At 47.7% G+C, this 19914-nt stretch carries 14 protein-coding genes; 9 read left to right on the top strand and 5 right to left on the bottom strand.

The window, feature by feature from the left end:
- The first annotated feature begins 100 nt into the window (after window positions 1-100).
- From DXD78_RS04890 to DXD78_RS04925, 8 genes are all read left to right on the top strand, one after another.
- Window positions 101-2620: a glycoside hydrolase family 2 TIM barrel-domain containing protein gene (locus DXD78_RS04890; RefSeq protein WP_009037351.1), complete on the top strand. Its 2520-nt coding sequence runs from the start codon at window positions 101-103 to the stop codon at window positions 2618-2620.
- Between the two features lie 47 nt (window positions 2621-2667).
- Window positions 2668-4881, top strand: coding sequence for a glycoside hydrolase family 3 C-terminal domain-containing protein (locus DXD78_RS04895; RefSeq protein WP_009037350.1), 2214 nt, complete (start codon window positions 2668-2670; stop codon window positions 4879-4881).
- Between the two features lie 196 nt (window positions 4882-5077).
- Entirely contained in the window at window positions 5078-7540 is a 2463-nt protein-coding gene (locus tag DXD78_RS04900) for a glycoside hydrolase N-terminal domain-containing protein (RefSeq protein WP_009037349.1), read from the top strand.
- Between the two features lie 96 nt (window positions 7541-7636).
- Window positions 7637-9133 (top strand): 3-succinylated cholic acid synthase, encoded by a 1497-nt coding sequence (gene bas-suc / locus DXD78_RS04905; RefSeq protein WP_009037348.1) that lies wholly within the window; start codon window positions 7637-7639, stop codon window positions 9131-9133.
- Window positions 9134-9137: 4 nt separating this feature from the next.
- Window positions 9138-9770: a hypothetical protein gene (locus DXD78_RS04910; protein ID WP_009037347.1), complete on the top strand. Its 633-nt coding sequence runs from the start codon at window positions 9138-9140 to the stop codon at window positions 9768-9770.
- A gap of 104 nt (window positions 9771-9874) precedes the next feature.
- A complete protein-coding gene (locus tag DXD78_RS04915) occupies window positions 9875-10429 on the top strand; it encodes a cob(I)yrinic acid a,c-diamide adenosyltransferase (RefSeq protein WP_009037346.1) in 555 nt (184 codons plus the stop codon).
- 70 nt (window positions 10430-10499) lie between these two features.
- A complete protein-coding gene (locus DXD78_RS04920) occupies window positions 10500-10721 on the top strand; it encodes a DUF2795 domain-containing protein (protein ID WP_002558131.1) in 222 nt (73 codons plus the stop codon).
- 133 nt (window positions 10722-10854) lie between these two features.
- Window positions 10855-13290, top strand: a complete 2436-nt coding sequence (locus DXD78_RS04925; RefSeq protein WP_009037345.1) for a DEAD/DEAH box helicase — start codon at window positions 10855-10857, stop codon at window positions 13288-13290.
- 70 nt (window positions 13291-13360) lie between these two features.
- On the opposite strand, the gene DXD78_RS04930 is transcribed toward DXD78_RS04925, so the two are convergent.
- The 3 genes from DXD78_RS04930 to DXD78_RS04940 all read right to left on the bottom strand — a co-directional run bounded on the left by DXD78_RS04930 (window position 13361) and on the right by DXD78_RS04940 (window position 15223).
- A complete protein-coding gene (locus DXD78_RS04930) occupies window positions 13361-13720 on the bottom strand; it encodes a DUF488 domain-containing protein (RefSeq protein WP_005824440.1) in 360 nt (119 codons plus the stop codon).
- On the bottom strand, window positions 13717-14445 hold the full coding sequence (ric, locus tag DXD78_RS04935) for an iron-sulfur cluster repair di-iron protein (protein WP_005824443.1): 729 nt from the start codon (window positions 14443-14445) through the stop codon (window positions 13717-13719). Before ric ends, DXD78_RS04930 begins: the two co-directional genes overlap by 4 nt.
- A gap of 280 nt (window positions 14446-14725) precedes the next feature.
- Window positions 14726-15223, bottom strand: coding sequence for a hypothetical protein (locus tag DXD78_RS04940; protein ID WP_005824447.1), 498 nt, complete (start codon window positions 15221-15223; stop codon window positions 14726-14728).
- Window positions 15224-15384: 161 nt separating this feature from the next.
- On the opposite strand from DXD78_RS04940, the gene DXD78_RS04945 reads away from it, so the two are divergent.
- Window positions 15385-15945 carry a porin family protein gene (locus tag DXD78_RS04945; protein ID WP_034529135.1) on the top strand — a complete coding sequence of 187 codons (561 nt, stop codon included), beginning with the start codon at window positions 15385-15387 and terminating at the stop codon, window positions 15943-15945.
- Window positions 15946-16018: 73 nt separating this feature from the next.
- On the opposite strand, the gene DXD78_RS04950 is transcribed toward DXD78_RS04945, so the two are convergent.
- Entirely contained in the window at window positions 16019-16579 is a 561-nt protein-coding gene (locus tag DXD78_RS04950; RefSeq protein WP_034529132.1) for a hypothetical protein, read from the bottom strand.
- A 111-nt stretch (window positions 16580-16690) separates the two neighbouring features.
- Window positions 16691-19914: PL29 family lyase N-terminal domain-containing protein (locus DXD78_RS04955; protein ID WP_117652551.1), on the bottom strand; the 3224-nt coding region annotated here is incomplete at its 5' end.

Raw genomic sequence — 19914 nt, forward strand, 5'->3', positions numbered from 1 at the left:
GGTGCCGAACGATGCCTTCCCCGGTGCCAGGAACTTCCCTACTTCTGAATAGCTGTGAGAGAGGAATAGGCACTCGATAATCTTTTAGATATTTATTACTATGAATAAAATCATATTGTCTTTGGCCATCGGGCTGTCCCTGCTGGCCGGTTGCAATGCTCCTAAAGAGGTAGCTGGCGATGACCGTAGCTTGGATTTTACTGCCGACTGGGCCTTTCGCTTGGGAGACGATACGGCGGCAGCCCGTCCGGATTATAATGACGCAGACTGGCGGAAACTGAACTTACCCCACGATTGGGCCATTGAAGGAGAATTCAGTAAAGACAATCCTTCGGGAACGGGTGGAGGTGCACTGCCTGGTGGTATAGGCTGGTATCGCAAGACTTTTACTGCCGATAAGGCCGATGAGGGCAAACGCTATCGCATAGATTTCGATGGTGCCTATATGAACTCCACCGTTTATATCAATGGCCATGAATTGGGGACACGTCCCTACGGGTACATCTCGTTCAGTTATGACCTGACTCCCTATATCAAGTGGGGAGTGGAGAATGTGTTGGCGGTTCGTGTGGACAATGCCGAACAGCCCAATTCGCGCTGGTATTCCGGTTGCGGCATCTACCGTAATGTATGGCTGACAAAGCTGAATCCAGCTCATATAGCGCAATGGGGTACCTATGTTACGGCAGAAGATGTGTCGAAGAACAGTGCCCAGTTGAAGATACGCACCAAACTACAGTACGATGCAGAAGCACAGATGGCCGATGTCGTCCTGCAATCCCGGTTAGTGGATGCTGACGGCAATGCGGTGGGTGAGGCTGTGTCGGAAGCGCAGTTGATGCCTCTTACTCCGGCAGAAGTGGAGCAGGAGATACACTTGAAGAATCCCCGTCTTTGGAGTATTGATACGCCCTATATGTATAGGGTAGAAAGCATCCTCAAGGATAAGCAGACCGGCGAGGTACTCGACCGTTACTATACTCCTACCGGCATCCGTACTTTCCGCTTCGATGCACAAAAAGGATTTATCCTGAATGGTGAACAAGTGAAGATAAATGGTGTCTGCATGCATCATGACTTGGGTTGCCTGGGAGCTGCGGTGAATACGCGCGCCATCGAGCGCCAGTTGGAGATTCTGAAAGAAATGGGTTGCAACGGCATCCGCTGCTCCCATAATCCTCCCGCACCGGAGTTGCTCGACCTTTGCGACCGTATGGGCTTCATCGTGATGGACGAGACCTTTGATATGTGGCGCAAGAAAAAGACCCGCCACGATTATTCACGCTATTTCAACGAATGGCACGAACGCGATTTGACTGACCTTATCGTGCGTGACCGCAATCATCCTTCCATCTTCATGTGGAGCATCGGCAACGAAGTGCTGGAGCAGTGGACGGATGCCAAAGCCGACACCTTGAGTCTGGAAGAGGCCAATCTGGTCTTGAACTTCGGTCACAGTGCGGATATGCTGGCAAAGGACGGAGAAATGTCCGTCAACTCACTGCTGACAAAGAAACTGGCAGATATGGTGAGAAAGCTCGATGCCACGCGCCCCGTGACGGCAGGCTGCAACGAGCCGAACCCGAACAATCATTTGTTCCGTTCCGGTGCGCTTGATATTATCGGCTTCAATTACCATGACGACTGGTTTGCAGGTGTTCCCGAGAACTTCCCCGGCAAGCCGTTCATCGTGACGGAAAGTGTTTCCGGCCTGATGACACGCGGTTACTACCGGATGCCGAGTGATTCGATGTTCATCTGGCCCGAACGTTGGGACAAGCCTTTCTATGATGCCTCGTTCTCTTGCTCCTCCTACGACAACTGTCATGTTCCTTGGGGCAACCGTCACGAAGGTACTATGCGTCATGTGAAGAACAACGACTTTATCAGTGGACAATACGTCTGGACGGGCTTCGATTATATCGGTGAGCCTACTCCTTACGGTTGGCCGGCACGCAGCTCTTACTTTGGCATTATCGACTTGGCCGGCTTCCCGAAGGATGTCTACTACATGTATCAGTCCGAGTGGCGTCCGGATAAGGCGGTGTTGCATCTTTTCCCGCATTGGAATTGGACGGAGGGACAAGACATCGATTTGTGGGCATATTATAACAATGCCGACGAAGTGGAGCTTTTCGTGAATGGAAAGTCGCAGGGTGTGCGCAGCAAGGGAAAAGACGATTTCCACGTCATGTGGCGCGTGAAGTATGAGCCGGGTACGGTAAAGGCTGTTTCCCGCAAGGAAGGAAAGACTGTGGCCGAGCAGGAAATCCGGACAGCGGGCGAACCTGCGCAGATTCGTCTCAGCCCCGACCGCAGTACCATTCAGGCAGATGGCAAAGACTTGAGTTTCATTACGGTTGAGATTCTGGACAAAGATGGAAATTTGTGTCCGAATGCCGAAAACGATGTGACCTTTGCCGTAGAAGGTGCCGGCTTCATTGCTGGAGTGGATAACGGAAGCCCCATCTCTATGGAGAAGTTCAAGGACAACCACCGCAAGACTTTCTACGGAAAGTGCCTGGTGGTACTGCAGAACAACGGTGAACCGGGTGGTGTCAAGGTGACGGCTACGGCTGATGGACTGGAGAAGGCGACGACGGCGATTAAAGTTAAATGATAATTTGATGTGCTAATTGGCACATTAGCATATTAACCAATTAAGACATGAAGAATAAATTTTTAGCAACCTTATTTCTTGCATGCTCCATCAGTACCGTGTCTGCACAGACACCGGTCTATATGGACGATGCGCAACCTATTGAAGCACGTGTAAAGGATGCCCTCAGCCGGATGACGCTGGAAGAGAAGGTAGCCCTTTGCCATGCGCAGAGTAAATTCAGCAGTGCGGGTGTTCCGCGGCTCGGCATTCCCGAGCTTTGGATGAGCGACGGCCCTCACGGTGTCCGTGCCGAAATCAACTGGAATGACTGGGGATATGCCAACTGGACCAATGACAGCATTACCGCTTTCCCGGCTTTGACTTGTCTGGCCGCTACCTGGAATCCGGACATGTCTGCAAAGTATGGCAAGGCCATCGGTGAGGAAGCGCGCTATCGTGAAAAGGATGTGTTGCTGGGCCCCGGCGTCAACATCTACCGTACTCCGATGAACGGTCGTAATTTTGAATATATGGGCGAGGACCCTTATCTGGCCAGTGTGATGTGCGTACCTTACATCCAGGAGTTGCAGAAGAACGGAGTGGCAGCTTGTGTCAAGCACTATGCGCTGAACAACCAGGAACTGTGGCGCGGACATATTGATGTGAATCTTAGCGACCGTGCTCTGTATGAAATCTATCTGCCGGCATTCAAGGCTGCAGTAGAAGAGGGAGGTGCCTGGAGCATTATGGGCGCTTACAATAAGATTCGCGGCCAGCACGCTTGCCATAACGATTTCACACTGAACAAGATTCTGAAAGATGACTGGAAGTTCGACGGCTGTGTCATTACCGACTGGGGCGGTGCCCACGACACCTATGAAGCTGCCGTCAACGGTCTGGATATTGAAATGGGTTCTTACACCAACGGTCTGACGTCCGAGAGTGTATTTACCTATAACGATTATTACCTTGCCAACCCTTACCTCCAGATGTTGAAAGATGGCAAAGTGCCGATGTCTACAATAGATGACAAGGCTTCCCGCATTCTTCGCTTGATATTCCGTACGGCGATGAACCGTCAGAAACCCTATGGTTCGGTAGCTACGGAAGAGCATTATGCCGCTGCCCGCGAGATAGGCAATGAGGGAATTGTGCTGTTGAAGAATGCTCCGGTGATAAAGAAAGGTGCCCCGTTGCTGCCGATTGATGCAGCCAAGTATCAGAATATCCTGGTGGTGGGCGATAATGCCGTACGCTTGCTGAATCAGGGAGGAGGCTCTTCCGAACTGAAAGTGAAGGATATGGTATCTCCGCTGGATGGCTTGCGTGCCGTTTATGGTGATAAGGTAGCCTATGCGAAAGGCTATGCCGCCGGTCGTCCGATGTACGGCCGTGCAGATGAAATTCCGCAGAATGTGGTAGACTCACTCCGTGCAGAAGCCGTGGAAATGGCGAAAAAGGCAGACTTGGTGGTACTGGTAGGCGGATTGAACAAGAACCACTTCCAGGATTGTGAAGGCGGCGATCGTCTGGAATACGGCTTGCCTTTCGGGCAGGATGAACTGATTGAAGCTTTGCTGGGGGTAAACAAGAACCTGGTTCTGGTGCTTCTCAGTGGTAATGCGGTGGAAATGCCGTGGGTATCCCGGGTTCCTGCCATTGTGCAAGGCTGGTATTTAGGCTCCATGGGTGGCAAGTCTCTGGCTGACATCCTGAGTGGTGCGGTGAATCCAAGCGGAAAGTTGCCCTTTTCTTTCCCTGCCAAGTTGACGGATTGCGGTGCACATGCTTTTGATGAACTCAGTTATCCGGGCGACAGCATTAAGCAGGAGTATAAGGAAGATATTCTGGTGGGCTATCGTTGGCACGACACCAAGGAGATTCCGGCTCTCTTCCCCTTCGGTCATGGCTTGAGCTATACTACCTTTACATATGGCAAACCGGTGGCTTCTGCCAAGGCCATGGCTGCCGACGGTACGCTGACGGTGACAGTTGCCGTGAAGAATACGGGTAGCATTGCCGGAAAAGAGATTGTACAGCTTTATGTAGGCGATGATAAATGCAGTGTGCTTCGTCCTGTAAAGGAACTGAAACATTTTGCAAAAGTCGGTTTGGCGCCGGGCGAGGAGAAGAGCGTGACTTTCACCCTTACTCCGGATGATTTGAAGTTCTACGATGAGGCTTCCGCAGCTTGGAAGTACGAACCGGGCAAGTTCAAGGCATACGTTTGCGCTTCGTCTGCCGACGTCCGTGGTGTAGTTCCGTTCGAAATGCAATAATCTTATAATCAGTGCGTAACCACTGCAAAATCAGTGCAACTATTTTGCAGTGGTACTGCATACCTTTTGCAGCGCTACTGCAATTGCTTTGCAGCGTCACTGCAAAAGGTATGCAGCAATGCTGCAAAGTGTATGCAGTAATGTTGCAAAATGTATGCGGTAAGTTTGTAGCCTGAAATCAGAATCAAAAAACAATATGAAGACACTTGCCACTCTATTTCTGCTTGCAGCCTCGTTGCTGCTTCGTGCTGCCGATACCCCTGCCGACAGTTGTAATCATCAGCTATACTATACATCGCCCGCCGCTATCTGGGAGGAGACTCTTCCTTTGGGCAACGGACGCTTGGGCATGATGCCCGACGGGGGCATTCTCCGTGAGCACATTGTGCTGAATGAAATATCATTATGGAGCGGAATGGAGGCGGATTATAGTAATCCGGATGCCTCGAAGAGTCTGCCTGCCATCCGGCAACTGCTGTTTGAGGGAAAGAACCGCGAAGCACAGGAGCTGATGTACAGCAGTTTCGTTCCGAAGAAGCAGGAGACTGACGGGAGATATGGAACCTATCAGGTATTGGGTGATTTGGATATAGATTTTACCTACAATTCTTCATTATCCATTCTCAATTCTCCATTAAACAACTATCGCCGTTGGCTCAACTTACGCGATGCGGTGGCATACACGGCTTTTAGGCTGGAAGATGTCGATTACCGCCGTGAGTATTTTGTTTCCCGTGACCGTGATGTCATGCTGATTCATCTGGTTGCCGGACGTGAAGGGACTCTGAACTTCTCTGCCCGTTTGAGCCGTGCAGAACATAGCCTGGTGACTGTCCAAGGGAACACCCTTTTGATGGACGGCATGTTGGAAAGCGGTAAACCCGGTTTGGACGGTATGAAATACCGTGTGGCGATGCAACTCGTGCAGAACGGTGGTGAATCATCTGTCAGCCCGGAAAATGGTATCTGCTTGAAGAACGGGCAGGAAGCCTGGTTGATACTTTCTGCCGCTACCTCCTATGCCGCTGCCGGTACCGACTTCCCGGGCGAACGCTATGCGGAAGTCTGCGACAGCTTGCTCCGTCCTTTCACCACCCCCGCTAATTCTCCATGTTCCATTCTCCATTCTTCATTATCCAACCATGTCACTGCCCACCGTTTCCTCTACGACCGTGTTTCCTTGACGCTTCCTGCCACGCCGGATGATACGCTCCCGACGAACGAGCGCATCCTCCGCTTCACACAGCAGGAGTCGCCGGCATTGGCTGCTCTGTACTATAACTACGGACGCTATCTGCTTATCAGCAGTACCCGTCCCGGCAGTCTGCCGCCCAATCTGCAAGGACTCTGGACAAATGGAGTATCGACTCCCTGGAACGGGGACTACCATACGAACATCAATATCCAGATGAACCACTGGCCCTTGGAGCAAGCCGGACTTTCCGAACTCTATCAGCCGTTGACAACGTTGATGGAGCGCCTTGTCCCTTCGGGAGAAGCAAGTGCGCGTACTTTCTATGGCGATGAGGCAGATGGCTGGGTGCTCCACATGATGACCAATGTATGGAATTACACCGCTCCCGGTGAACATCCTTCCTGGGGAGCGACCAATACCGGTGGTGCGTGGCTGTGTGCCCATCTGTGGGAACACTATCTGTATACGCAAGACAGGGATTATCTGCGTCGTATTTATCCCGTCTTGAAAGGTGCCGCCCGGTTCTTTAGTTCCACCACCGTGCAGGAGCCTTCTCATGGCTGGCTGGTAACTGCCCCCACTTCTTCTCCGGAAAATAGTTTCTATGTGCCGGGTGACAGCGTGACTCCCGTCAGCATCTGTATGGGTCCCACTATGGATGTGCAACTGCTCACCGAGCTTTATACCAATGTCATTGCCGCCGCCCGCCTGCTGGATTGTGATGCGGACTATGTGGCGAAGCTTGAGGCAGACCTGAAGAAGTTTCCGCCCATGCAAATCAGTAAGGAAGGATACTTGCAAGAATGGCTGGAAGATTATAAGGAAGTGGATGTGCACCACCGCCACGTTTCCCATCTCTACGGCCTGCATCCGGGAAACTTGATTTCGCCGGAGTCCACCCCCGAGCTTGCCGAAGCCTGCCGGATGACCTTGAACCGTCGTGGAGATGAGGGTACCGGTTGGAGCCGTGCTTGGAAGATAAACTTCTGGGCTCGTTTGGGTGACGGAAACCGTGCTTGGAAACTTTTCAAGAGTTTGCTGCATCCTGCTGTCGATGCTGCGACGGGAGGTCATGGTAGCGGCACTTTCCCTAATTTGTTCTGTTCGCATCCTCCTTTCCAGATTGATGGCAACTACGGTGGCGCGGCGGGAGTCGGCGAAATGCTGCTGCAAAGTCATGAAGGCTTTATCCATCTGCTTCCTGCCCTGCCGGATAGCTGGACTACCGGTAACTTCCGTGGAATGCGCGTACGCGGCGGTGCTTCCATAGACCTGGACTGGAAGGATGGACGGGCAACGAGGGCTGTTGTTACCGCTCTTGTTCCGGGTAAATTCATCCTAAAGATGCCCGCAGGCGCCGTTCGTGCCCAAGTGAAGATAGGAGGACGTACGCATACTTACAAAGAACCGGCATTTCCGTTGGATTTGAACAAGGGAGAGGCGGTGACCATACATTTCTTATAGGAACGTTCCCCTCCGACAAAATTATCAAGTTATTTGTCTTTCGCGTCCGAATGCTGTACATTTGCAGTGCATGTAGAACAAATATCTTAGATAATTATGAAAAATAGAGTACGTTTTTTCTTCTTGTTTCTCGGCTTGCTGGGAGCGTTGGCAGTTCATGCACAAATCAATGAGTTGCCACGTTCCACACCCGAGGCAGAAGGAGTCCCTTCCAAGGCTGTCACTGCCTTGTTTGATTCACTGATGGCATTGCCGAAAACAGACATCCACAGCGTGGTGGTGGTGCGTCACGGCAAGGTCATCGGAGAAATCTATCCGGCTCCGTTCGCGCCGGAATATCGCCATACCATGTATTCCTGCTCCAAAACCTTTGTCGGGGCTGCCGTAGGACTTGCCATTGCGGACAACCGCTTGCGTTTGACAGACCGCGTCGGTGCTTTCTTCCCGGAGCTTCTTCCGGATTCGGTTTCCACTAATCTGGCAGACATGACTGTCCGTGACCTGCTTACCATGACATCGGGTGTCACTCCCGACTGGAATATGCGCAACCTCACTCCCGACTGGATACGTACCTTCCTTGCCAAACCGGTGAAAACTCCGGGCAAGAAGTTTGAATATGATTCGATTAGTACCTATATGCTTTCTGCCATTGTGCAGAAGGTGACGGGCATGACCTTGCTGGATTATCTGAAGCAGAAGCTTTTCATCCCGATGCATATCACGGACGTTGCGTGGGAGATAAGCCCTGAAGGCATCAATACCGGTGGCTGGGGACTGCATATCCAGAGCGAGTCATTGGCAAAATTCGGATTGCTGCTGCTGAACCGGGGTGTTTGGGAAGGCAGGCAGTTGCTTCCGGCTTCCTGGGTGGAGCAGATGATGACCAGACAGATAGGAGATTATGGCTATCAGATGTGGCTTTGCGAATATCCGGGTGCTGTACGTGCTGACGGGGCTTTGGGACAATACATTCTGATTGTTCCGGATAAGGATATGGTAGTGGTCATTACCGAATGTACATTGATAGACGGTCGTCGGCAGCGTCGTCTGGTCTGGAACCGCTTGTTGCCGGAGACAGGTGACCAGGCATTAGTGCCCGGTAAGGACTACAAGCGCCTGCAGAAGAAACAGCGTTCTTATCAACTGCCGTTGGTGCAAGGAAAGGCTGCTTCCTCCCTTTCACAGAAATACGCAGGCAAGCGCATCCTGCTCGGAGAGAACAAATACGGATGGCAATCCATCGAACTGCAATTCAAGCAGCAAGAAGTAGTGATGACTGTGGTGGAGAAAGACGGAAAGACATACAGTCTTCCGTTTGGCTATAAGCAATGGTCGAAAGCGGCAATTGATGGCTATCCTCCGTATTCGGTTGCTGCAAAGGGGCGTTTTAAGGGTATAGAAGGCCCTTTCCAGGTGGCAGGCAGTTATGCGTGGGCGTCACCTGATGCTTTGCAACTGAAAGTACATTATGTCAACTGGATAAGCGCTCTTGGGCTTACGCTCTGCTTTGAGGATAACAAGGTACTCCTGACTGTTACGGAGAATTATTCTTCGGGTGAAGGGGTGACTTTCGAAGGTACATTAGCGCATTAAAATAATGAATCGTATTTTGCTTACTCTAAAACGGCCTTTTATCTGGCTGTACCGTTTCCGGCACCGTTGCGGCTACGGTGTACATTCTCCTTTTGCCTTTAACCTGATTACGCATGTAATTTACGAAAGTACGGCTTATTATAAATATGAAGAGCTGGCCAAGGCACAGAAGCAACTGGAGCTGGAGAAAGATAAACGTTGGAAGTACGAATCGAAGAAAGTAAAACGCCTTCTGTTCCGTCTGGTAAACTATACCCAGCCGGAGACCATTGTAGATGCCGGTACGCTTGCCGCTTCTGCCCTCTATCTGAAAGCGGGGAAGGAGGGAGCAGATTATACTTCGGCTTCCGACCTTTCCGAGCTCTTTCTGGAGAGTGGCGTTCCCGTTGATTTCCTTTATTTGCACGATTATCGTCATCCCGATTTTGTAGAGGAGGTCTTCCGCATCTGTTCTGCCCGTACCAGGGGAAAGTCTGTTTTTGTGATTGAGGGTATCCGTTACACTCCGCAGATGTCTGCCCTCTGGAAACGTATGAAGCAGGACGGGCGGGCGGGTATTACGTTCGACCTTTATGACCTTGGTATCATATTCTTCGATAAAACAAAGATAAAACAAGACTATATTGTCAACTTTTGATTATCTTTAGGCGTTTCAATAGTGATTAGCGGTTAGTGATTAGTGCTTAGCTCCACTTACTGGCTGCTAAACATTAATCCCTAACCCCTAAACATTAATTCCTTATGAAGATATACACCAAAACCGGAGATAAAGGAACCACCTCTCTTGTAGGCGGAACCCGTGTACCTAAAACGCATATCCGCCTTGAGGCGTATGGTACGGTGGATGAACTGAATTCCAATCTGGGTCTTCTCATCACGTACCTGCTTGACGGGAAGGATAAAGATTTTCTGCAGCAAGTGCAAGACAGACTTTTTGCCGTAGGCTCTCATCTGGCCACAGACCGGGAGAAAATGGAGCTGAAAGAAGCCAGTATCATCAGCCCGGAGCAGGTGGAAATGGTGGAGCGGGAGATAGACCGTTTGGATACTCTTTTGCCTCCTCTTTCAGCCTTTATTCTTCCCGGCGGAAGTCGCGGTGCGGCAGTCTGCCACGTTTGCCGTACGGTTTGCCGTCGTGCAGAGCGTCGGATTCTTGCTCTGGCCGAACAAGTGGAAATCGCTTCGGAATTACTGGCTTACGTGAACCGCTTGTCTGATTATTTGTTCGTTCTTTCCCGTAAAATGAATCAAGACGACAAAAAAGGTGAAATATTTTGGAATAATAGTTGCAAGTGAAATAAATTGTTATACTTTTGCCGAAAAATAGAAATAGGACTTAATATTCACAATTTTAATACTAGAGACTATGTATTGGACATTGGAATTAGCATCTAAACTGGAAGATGCTCCTTGGCCGGCAACTAAGGATGAATTGATAGATTATGCCATGCGTTCGGGTGCTCCGCTTGAAGTGATTGAGAATCTGCAGGAAATGGAAGATGAAGGCGAGATTTATGAAAGCATAGAAGATATTTGGCCCGATTATCCCAGCAAAGAGGACTTTTTCTTCAACGAGGAGGAATATTGATACGCTTTAAAAGAAAAAACTTACCGGTATGTCTGGTAATATTTTGAAACATAGGGAGAAGTAATTCCAAAACCGATAACTATGGTTGAAGAATTGCTTCTTTTCTTTTTAATACCCCCACACTACAATAATAATGAATGTACAAGAAGCAACAACACGCCGGTTACCGGATTTGAAGGAAAGGCATCTGCCTGAAAACTGCCGCGAAACCATAAACACGATTTTAAAGGAGACTTACGGCTACGAACAGTTTCGTAATCTTGAGATTTACGATGACTTGTCCAAGGGAAAAGAGAAACTCTGCATTTCGCAGGGACAGCTGATAGAGAACGTTATACTGGAGGCTGAAAAGGCTTGGAAAGGTGAAACGCAGGTAGACAATATCTTGCTGACTGCCCCTACCGGCTCCGGAAAATCCTTGTTGTTCCAGCTTCCTGCCATCTATCTGGGGAAGGAGTATAATCTGCTTACCATTGTGGTTTCCCCTTTGAAGGCGTTGATTGTAGACCAGGTGGAAAGTCTGCAAGAGCTGGGGTATATGCGTGTGGCATACGCCTCGTCCGATTTATCGCCGGAACAGAAGATGGAGGTTTACCGGCAGGTGCGTGAGGGGGAGATTGATTTGTTCTATCTCTCGCCGGAATTGCTTCTCTCTTACGACATTAAGCATTTTGTAGGCGAGCGCCGCATCGGTCTGGTGGTGGTCGATGAGGCGCATACGGTCACTACGTGGGGCAAGGAGTTCCGCGTGGACTATTGGTTCTTGGGGCGCTACCTGACTGCTTTGAAACAGACTCTCGGCTATAATTTCCCGTTGTTTGCATTGACTGCTACGGCTGTCTGGAACCCGAAAGGAGGTAATGACATGATATTCGAGACTATTCGTTCCTTGCAGATGGAGCCTTGCGTGCTTTATGTAGGTACAGTGAAGCGCCGGAATATTGGCTTTGACATCCGTCAGATGGAGATGGAGGACGGGGAGACATACGACAAGGCAAAGCAGCGCGTGGTGGCTGCGCGGGTGGAGGACTTCCTGGACGGGCACAAGACATTGCTCTATTATCCTTTTGCGGGTGGCATCGACATGCGCTTGAAGACGTGGGTGAAGCCGGCGGACTGGCGTCTGGTTGCCTCCTATTATGGCAAGAAGGACAAGGAACAGAAAGCTGCCATTGTACAAGAGTTCAAGGAAGGAACCAAGAAACTGATTGTGGCTACGAAAGCCTTTGGTATGGGAGTGGACATCAGTGATATAGACCGTGTATACCATGTGGCGCCATCCAGTACGTTTGTCGACTATATTCAGGAGATAGGGCGTGCCGCGCGTGATACGGAGATACAGGGTATTGCCGCTACCGACTACCATGAACGGGATTTCTATTATATGAAGCGTCTGCATCAGACAGGGAACATTGCCCAGGAACAGCTGGTGCTTATTCTGAGAAAACTCATGGAAGTGTACCGCATGAAAGGGGAAAAACCGGAAATCATGGTATCTTTGTCCGATTTCGAGTTTGTGGTGAAACTGCCGCGTACAAAGAACAAGCTGGAGTATGAAGCGGAGTTGGGACAGCTCATCAAGACCGCCTTGCTTTGGCTGGAAGACGATTTGATGCAGCGTTATGGAAGGCATCTGCTTGAAATCAGCCCCAAGAATCTGTTGACCGAAGGATATGTCCAGGACAAGACGGGTGATGTCTTTGCCCGTGAATTCCATAGCTATCTGACAAAGGTAGAAGGGGAGGACGGGGTTTACGTCGCACGTCTGGAAGCGCTTTGGGAAGAGCGTTTCCCTGAGCTTGGCTACAAGGAATTCAAACAGAAACTGAATAATGGAACGTTGTGGGAGGGAGCCCGTGCCGTGTCTGTAGGCAAGCATGAGGTGTTGTTGAAGGAAGATGCCACTGTCATCCGTGAGCGGATGGATGCCTTGTTCAAGAGCCTGACAACGATGCTGAAAACGTCATTGATAAAGTCGAAAGGACGTTTTGATGAAGAAGAATTGCGGGCTGTCTTTGCCGAGCATGGCATGGACGTGCGCTCTGCCAAACGCTTTATCGGTTCCCTGCTGGAGAGTCGCACGGAGGAAGGCCGCAGTGTAAGCTATATCAGCAGTGTGAAAAAGAAGGATTCCAATGAACTCTCTTTTACGGTGACCAAAGGCTTTGATTTGCTTTTGTCGCGCTATCAAAAACTGTTTAGCCAACGCATAGTGGGCAGTAAGGGAGACCGCCTGGTGTTTTATTGCACTCCTTTCTCGGACTTGAATATGCTGCTTAATCTGCTTTCTATGCTCGACTGCCTTTCGTTCAGTGTGGAGGGTGGCGGTACGCCTTGCGTATTTGTCCGTTTCAATGACCCCGAAACTCTGCAGGAACTTGCGCTTGGCGATGATTACCGCAATCTGATTCTGGATACCAACGGGCAGATATTCCAGGAGCAGATTGACTTGTTCTCTTTCTTCTTCGGAACAGATAAGCTGACGGATGAACAGCGCTGGGACTTTATAGAGGATTATTTTACGGGAATGGGAGTGGACGACTTGAAAAAGAAGTTTGTGTCCTTGTAGCACCAATTCGTTGAACAGCCTTTCCAGAGTTACAGTTCATCTTTGCTTTTACTGTAAAGATTGTGAGTAATTAGTCTAAGTGCTCCTGCAGAAACCGTTGCAGGATGCGTGCATGGTTGTATATCGGTGCTTTGGAAGCATATAGTAAGGTTATGGTATGGTGGTGTTTTATGGTGTCAATGAACCTAAGGGCGGCTTCCGAATTTTCCAGTTCCTTGCGATACATGGCTGCAAACCCCTCCCAGTGTTCCGCTTGGTCTTCGTGAAACCATTTTCTTAATTCAGGTGAAGGGGTAATATCCTTTTCCCAGACATCGTATTTCAGATGTTCCTTTTTTATGCCGCGAGGCCACAGCCGGTCCACCAATACACGGTAGCCGTCTGTTGCATCGGGTTCTTCATATACCCGTTTGATTCTGATTTGTGTCATGGCTGTTCTCTTAATTTTGCTTCCATTTTGATGGAGCGTGGGAAAACGATATTATTTTCCAGATGGATGTGCTGGTGCAAGGCCTCTTCAAATGCTTTAAGCTGTTGGAGTACGAGGCGGTAACTGTTGCAGGCATCTTCTGGAGCTGTATAGCCGTTGGTCAGATGCTCTATGTGGCGATAGCGTTCTCCTTCAATGTCATGTTCTGCCATCATGACGGATATGGGAGCTTCGATGCTTCCACAGTGGAATTCGGGCAGGGGAGTATTTTCCAGCTTAGCCTTTACCATCTCATAGATGTAGGGAAACAGTACCAGTTCCTCTTTGTCGAGATGGGCATTGAGGTCGGAGAGGGAATCATGAAAGAGAGCCTGCACATTGTAGAGTGACGGATGTTTTTCACCGTGTACGCGACATATTTTATCCAGCAGTTCTTCAATCTCGGGACCTTGTGTACGGATATTACGGTGGTGGATTTTGAGAATATAGTCCACCAATAAGTCCAGAGGCCAACTCTTGAAATCAATATTTTCGGAGGTTGTCGGAGCCAGATGCTCTATTTCTTCTATCACCTTCTCCATATCGGCTCCGGCAGTTTTACTGGCTTCGGGAAGCAGTGCGGAACCATGGCAGCAGAAATCAATGCCATATTTATCAAATATCCCGGCATTGTTGAAGTTGTCGGCTACGATTTCGCCGACTGTCATACGTTTATAATCCTTCATATGTTATCTTGTTTTTGTTTTCCACAACATTGTGGAAACCTGCTATATATACAATTATATGGCAGATAATGTTTGAAGGGTTATGATTATTTGAGTTTTCTTGCCCGGTTCTTTCATTTAAAGGAATTGGAGGAGTTATCACTTCGCTCCGCTCCGTCAGGAGTTGAAGAAGTTAAAGCCGATACTTCTGTGAATACATATGCACGAGTATTGGCTTTAACTCCTAAACCGACTTGTCGGCTGATAACTCCTTTAAATGAAAGATTCGTGGTTTCCTTGTCTATCCTTCTACTTTTTGGAATGCCAGCCGTTCGTCTCCATTGGCCAGAAGGATGATGCCGCAATATTTGAATCCGTGCTTCTTCAGTATGTATTGCAGGATATGATTGTCCCGGTGGGTATCTGCACGTAGGTTGGGTATTTGTTCGTAGCACCATTGCAGGCAGGCATTGGCCACTCCTTTGCTGTGTTCTGTACTTGCCAGCCGGTGAATGACGCCGTAAGGAAGCGTATCTTCCACCCATTTTCCTTCATAGATATGCGTATATGTGGGGTCGTTTCCACGGATAAAGGCGAAGGTTCCGATAATTTCTTCGGTATCGTCGGTGCACACATAGCTGTTTCCTTGTTCGATGTCTGCTATGACGATTTCCCTGGAAGGGTAGTTGCCTCTCCACTGCAGCATATTTCCGTCTTTCCGCATGATGTGCTTCGCTTGTTCAAAGATGTCCATAAGGATTGTAATGTCTGTGGGTTGCGTCTTTCTGATTTTTATCATAGCTTTTTATTTTATCTGTGTGGTATCTTTCTTTGATTTAGGTTGCAAAGGTAATGCGTTTTGTGATTCATTGTTCTCTTAAATGAACAAATGCTAATAGATGTTGTTTCTTTAGGAAGAATTTGCATATATTTGTCCCGTAATATTAAACACAATTGATTATGAAAAAGATTTTTAGTGCTTTCGTGATAGCTGTATGCTGTATGTTTATGGCTATGCCTGCCCAGGCCCAACTATTGAAGTGGGGTGTTAAGGGTGGTGTGAATATGACGAAAATAGATTGGGATGGTGGATATAAGGGAAACAAGGATAATTCTACCGGTTTCTTTATTGGTCCGATGGCTGAGTTTACCATTCCCATTGTAGGCTTGGGTGTTGATGGTGCTTTGCTGTTCTCTCAGCGCGGCAAGGACGAGGTGAAGCAAACAGGACTGGAAGTACCCGTAAATCTGAAATATACCATTGGCTTGGGTAGCTTGTTGGGTATTTATATAGCTGCCGGTCCCGATTTCTTCTTCGACTTCAAGAAGAAGGATTACGTAGACCGCAAGAAGGCTCAAGTGGCACTTAATTTGGGTGCCGGTGTGAAGCTGCTGAAGCATCTCCAGGTTGGCGTGACCTATCAGCTCCCGATGGGCGACTCATTTACGTGGGAGGAGGCGGGTAAGGCCATCGGTGCCAAGAATAAGACTTGGCAGGTGTCTGCGGCGTATCTCTTCTAAATGTAGTAAAACGATTTGTGGAATATAAAGAAAGGCTCTCCTACAAAAAGGAGGGCCTTTCTTGTGTTTTTGATTACTTTTCTACAATTACATCTACTGGGGCAGGTGCATCATCATGGAGTGGGGTAGCAGCTTCGCGACTAGGCTGTCTACCGTCTTTGATGGCGAGTACCCATTCCCCATTTGCTTTTATGGGGTTGAACATGAACCCCATACTACTACCTGGAGTGTCAGAATCTGAACGTGGCGTAAATTCTATTTTGTACTTCACGTCATTATTTCCTTGTGTAGAGAAGCTGAGGTAATCCAATCGATAACGAATTACCGGGAAACGCTGGAAACGTTTGGCCAGTGCTTCCCGTTGCTGTATCGTTAGGGGTTTGGCTATACCAGCTTCATCAATGGAGTAAAGCATATCAAGAGCTTTGTCAGTCTCTTTAGCTTTTAGAAGATCCATACACTGTGTACATAATGTAAGAACAGCGCTTGAGTCTGCAGCAGTCAAAGTAGCTACAAACTCGTCTTCTGCCTCTTTCTGTGTCTTCATCTTCTCTTCGTGTCCTTTTGTTGAACATGCTCCGAGTAGAAAGCCTGCTGAGAGAAAAAGCATAAAAAGGATTTGTTTATTCTTCATTGTCGATATATTTATTAATCATGCATTGTTAAAGAAAAAGGTGCGTCACCTTATTATGACGCACCTTTATTATATTACCGCATTTTAGGATGCGATGAGTTCTTTACAAAATTATCTGTTGGCAATAGTACCATCAACAGCAATGGCAACTTTAGCACTTACTGTACCCCATGTGTATGTGACCTTTACAGGAACCATGATGGTGAAGTCTTTAGTGTTACCCATATTGTTCTTGTAGTTCAATACTACAGAGTTCAACTTGCTGATGTTGGTAGTTTTGATGTCAATCGGGTTAGAAATTGCAGTACCACCTACTTTATCAAGGATTGTCAGCTTGATAACGTCCTTGTTGATAGGCTTCTGTTCACCGATAACATTAACGTCACAAGTTGCATTGTCAATATCCAAAGTTATTGCGCTGATACCGTAGTATTCGTACAAGTTAACGTTGTTTTCTTTAGCAGCTTCATATACTTTGTCTTTATCATTGTATACGATAACCGGTTTGTCGCGCCAGTCGTTGGCCTTGAACAAGTTACCAAGTAATACGGAAGAACCGTTAGCCTCTGCATCCAAGAACTTGGCTTTGTCGTTGCTTTCAATATCCAGCGGACGCAAGAAGCGAGCGTTGAAGTTGTAAGCGGGAGCCAGTTCAATTTCGCAGTCACCATAAACAGCGGATACCTCGATGATGGCAAACTGTTGGTTAGGCTTGTTTTCGTTATGACCGAAAAGGTTCAAGAATACTTTTGCTTCATCGTTGTTTGCATAAGTAATTGTCTTGGCTGTCTTATCAAGAGTTGCGATGAGAGAAGCGGTTGCTCTCTTTTCACCCCAGTATAACTTAGTGCTGCTCTTGCTCTTGTCAGCTTCAACTGTACTTACAAACAACTTCTTTCCACCTATAGTCAGACCATCGTTCTTAGCAGAGAACAAGTAGCTGTACTTGATTTCCATACCTTTGTCTTTGTTGTTCCAGATTTCACCATAAACCGGCTTGGAAGCTTCTGATACAATGAATTCGATGCCTGATTTTTCAACTTCTTTTCCAGCTTCTGTTACGTAGTGATAGAAGTAGTCATCAAGATTCTTCACATAATTTGCTACATTGTTTGCTGCATCCGGAGCAGGAACATTGGTACGTACAGTATCTCTGTCAGCCAAAGCTGTTTCAGCAGGATACCAGAACGCATCACGTTTGTTACCATAACTTGCAGTAGTCGGCAATTCTGCTATGGAAATCTTGATACCTACGTAAATAGCGTAAGTTGTTCCACCTGCTACAGGTTTGTACTTGCCATAAAGTGTCAAGGCGCGATCTTTGTAATCCTTGATGAGCTGGTCTCTTTGAGTCTTATTGCTAGTCCAGTTCAGGATAGCATTTGTACTAGTGTTACCGTCAGGAGTTTCAGTAACTACACCGTAAGTATTGTCTGCTGCAAATTTATTAGCAGCTGTTACTTGAATGAAGCCACCCTTACCGTCTGCTACATAAGTTTCGTCTTTTACAAATGTATAACCCTTTGTGAATTCTTCCTTGGTCATACCCAGTTCTTCAAGAATCTTACCGGACATGTCTTTCCAAGTGATGGATACAGTTTGTTCACCACACAAGTACGGCAACTGCGGAGTGCTCTTGTCAATAACAATTGCATCAGGAGTAGCGGCTTTTTCAGTGATTTCCAACTTGATGTAACCTGCTAATACTACATTATTTGTTGCATCAACCAGTTTAACCAATACTGCCGGACGACGACCGATAGCACTTCTGCCAATCTTTTCTGTGCTTCCTTCAGGAATAACCACACTTTCTTCTTTGTCGTTTACATAGCAAGGAGTGAAAGTACCGTCTTCTTCCAATTGAGAGTAAGCATTTTCCTCTGTATCATTGTCACCGCTGATATAGTGAACAGCTTCAAACTTGAGAGTCAGATTATATAGCTGGGCAGCTTCAGCAAGACTCATGCTTTTGTGAGTGGTTGCAGTAATTTTCTCTCCAAAGTTTTCTACATGATGGATACACAGTAAATCTGCCAATTCAATAGAACCACCATTGTATTGTGCAGGAACAGTATATACGTTTTCGATAGCTTCCTTAGCTGTCTTATACAGTTCAGGTTTACAAGTGTTTTTTGTTACGATTTTGCTGTCATCGGTATACGCAATGGCTTTAAAACCTTGAATCATCGGCATGATGGCTGCATAGTCAGAAGTAACTGTAGACTTTTCTTCACCTTCTTTTTCGCCATTAACCAATGTTGCTTCCAGAGCTGCGATAGAAATATAGTTGTTTTCACCGGGAGTGCTCAAATTGCCCTTCTTCAAATCCTCTACAGAGAGTTTGTATGTAGCATACATTCTTTCGCCGTCAATGGTCTTACCTGCGTTTTGGAAGATAGGGGTTACCACAGCAGGAGCAGCTTTTGTAGTTACATATTCCGGAGTAGCTGCCAAGAATTTCCACTCAATATCTTTCAGCTTGGCATTCAGCGGGTTCAAGTGATAGTACATTGCGCTGGTTGAAGGCATCCAATAAGTTTTCTTAGTGGCATCTTTCAAAGTAATCCAATTGGTAGCACTTGTACCTTTCTTGATTACATAAGCTACATTGTGGTCATCTTTACTTTCTATTGCGTTCTTTTCAGCTTCGATGAAATCACCGTTGGCATATTTGTATTTAGTAGCTTCTACTCCGTCTTCATACAAATCAGGAATGAATACCAATGCTTTCAACTTAGTAGTCAGAGAAATAGTCTTTTCAACCAATTTGCCGTTCTCATCCTTCATGTTACCAAGAGTCAGAGTCTCATCCTTTGTATTCCAAACAGCCGAAAGTGTTCCTTCCGGTAACCATTTCGTAGTTTGTACTTCATACAAAGGATCTTTACCCTTTTCTTCTGTTACTTTCACCCAGTAGCCAGCTTCTGCTTGGCCATGCAACTTACCAGTTTCTTCAGTACCTGGGTAGTAATAGATAGTTTTAGCGTCTTGACCAGCGCTACCGTTGCCCGGTTCACCTTTTTCACCGCGTGCAGGGAACTCCGTTTGTACATTGTCTTTAGCCCACCAATAGTCACCGTTAGCGTCTTTTACAATACTCCAAACGGGAGCGTTTGTGCCGTTTGTTCCGTTCTTGATAGGATAAGATTCGCCATTGCTTAATTTGATGACAATGCCATCTTCTGTTTTGTCAACGCCGGTAATGACCGATCCAGCGTCAATCTTAGCTTGAAGGTCACTTACCAGCTTTTCTACTGCTGATACGCGATTATCCAAGCTTTCGATGTCGTCATCATAGTCCTTACAAGACGTGAACGTTCCTGCAGTGCCCACCA

Source organism: Bacteroides sp. D20 (genome assembly GCF_003436255.1).
Lineage (GTDB): Bacteria > Bacteroidota > Bacteroidia > Bacteroidales > Bacteroidaceae > Bacteroides > Bacteroides uniformis.

Excerpts from the sequence above, each read along its gene's own strand:
- DXD78_RS04910 (WP_009037347.1), top strand. The coding sequence starts at position 9,138 with ATGAATCGTATTTTGCTTACTCTAAAACGGCCTTTTATCTGGCTGTAC.
- DXD78_RS04915 (WP_009037346.1), top strand. The coding sequence starts at position 9,875 with ATGAAGATATACACCAAAACCGGAGATAAAGGAACCACCTCTCTTGTA.
- DXD78_RS04890 (WP_009037351.1), top strand. The coding sequence starts at position 101 with ATGAATAAAATCATATTGTCTTTGGCCATCGGGCTGTCCCTGCTGGCC.
- DXD78_RS04930 (WP_005824440.1), bottom strand. The coding sequence starts at position 13,720 with ATGACACAAATCAGAATCAAACGGGTATATGAAGAACCCGATGCAACA.
- bas-suc (WP_009037348.1), top strand. The coding sequence starts at position 7,637 with ATGAAAAATAGAGTACGTTTTTTCTTCTTGTTTCTCGGCTTGCTGGGA.
- ric (WP_005824443.1), bottom strand. The coding sequence starts at position 14,445 with ATGAAGGATTATAAACGTATGACAGTCGGCGAAATCGTAGCCGACAAC.
- DXD78_RS04925 (WP_009037345.1), top strand. The coding sequence starts at position 10,855 with ATGAATGTACAAGAAGCAACAACACGCCGGTTACCGGATTTGAAGGAA.
- DXD78_RS04920 (WP_002558131.1), top strand. The coding sequence starts at position 10,500 with ATGTATTGGACATTGGAATTAGCATCTAAACTGGAAGATGCTCCTTGG.
- DXD78_RS04895 (WP_009037350.1), top strand. The coding sequence starts at position 2,668 with ATGAAGAATAAATTTTTAGCAACCTTATTTCTTGCATGCTCCATCAGT.
- DXD78_RS04945 (WP_034529135.1), top strand. The coding sequence starts at position 15,385 with ATGAAAAAGATTTTTAGTGCTTTCGTGATAGCTGTATGCTGTATGTTT.
- DXD78_RS04900 (WP_009037349.1), top strand. The coding sequence starts at position 5,078 with ATGAAGACACTTGCCACTCTATTTCTGCTTGCAGCCTCGTTGCTGCTT.
- DXD78_RS04950 (WP_034529132.1), bottom strand. The coding sequence starts at position 16,579 with ATGAAGAATAAACAAATCCTTTTTATGCTTTTTCTCTCAGCAGGCTTT.
- DXD78_RS04940 (WP_005824447.1), bottom strand. The coding sequence starts at position 15,223 with ATGATAAAAATCAGAAAGACGCAACCCACAGACATTACAATCCTTATG.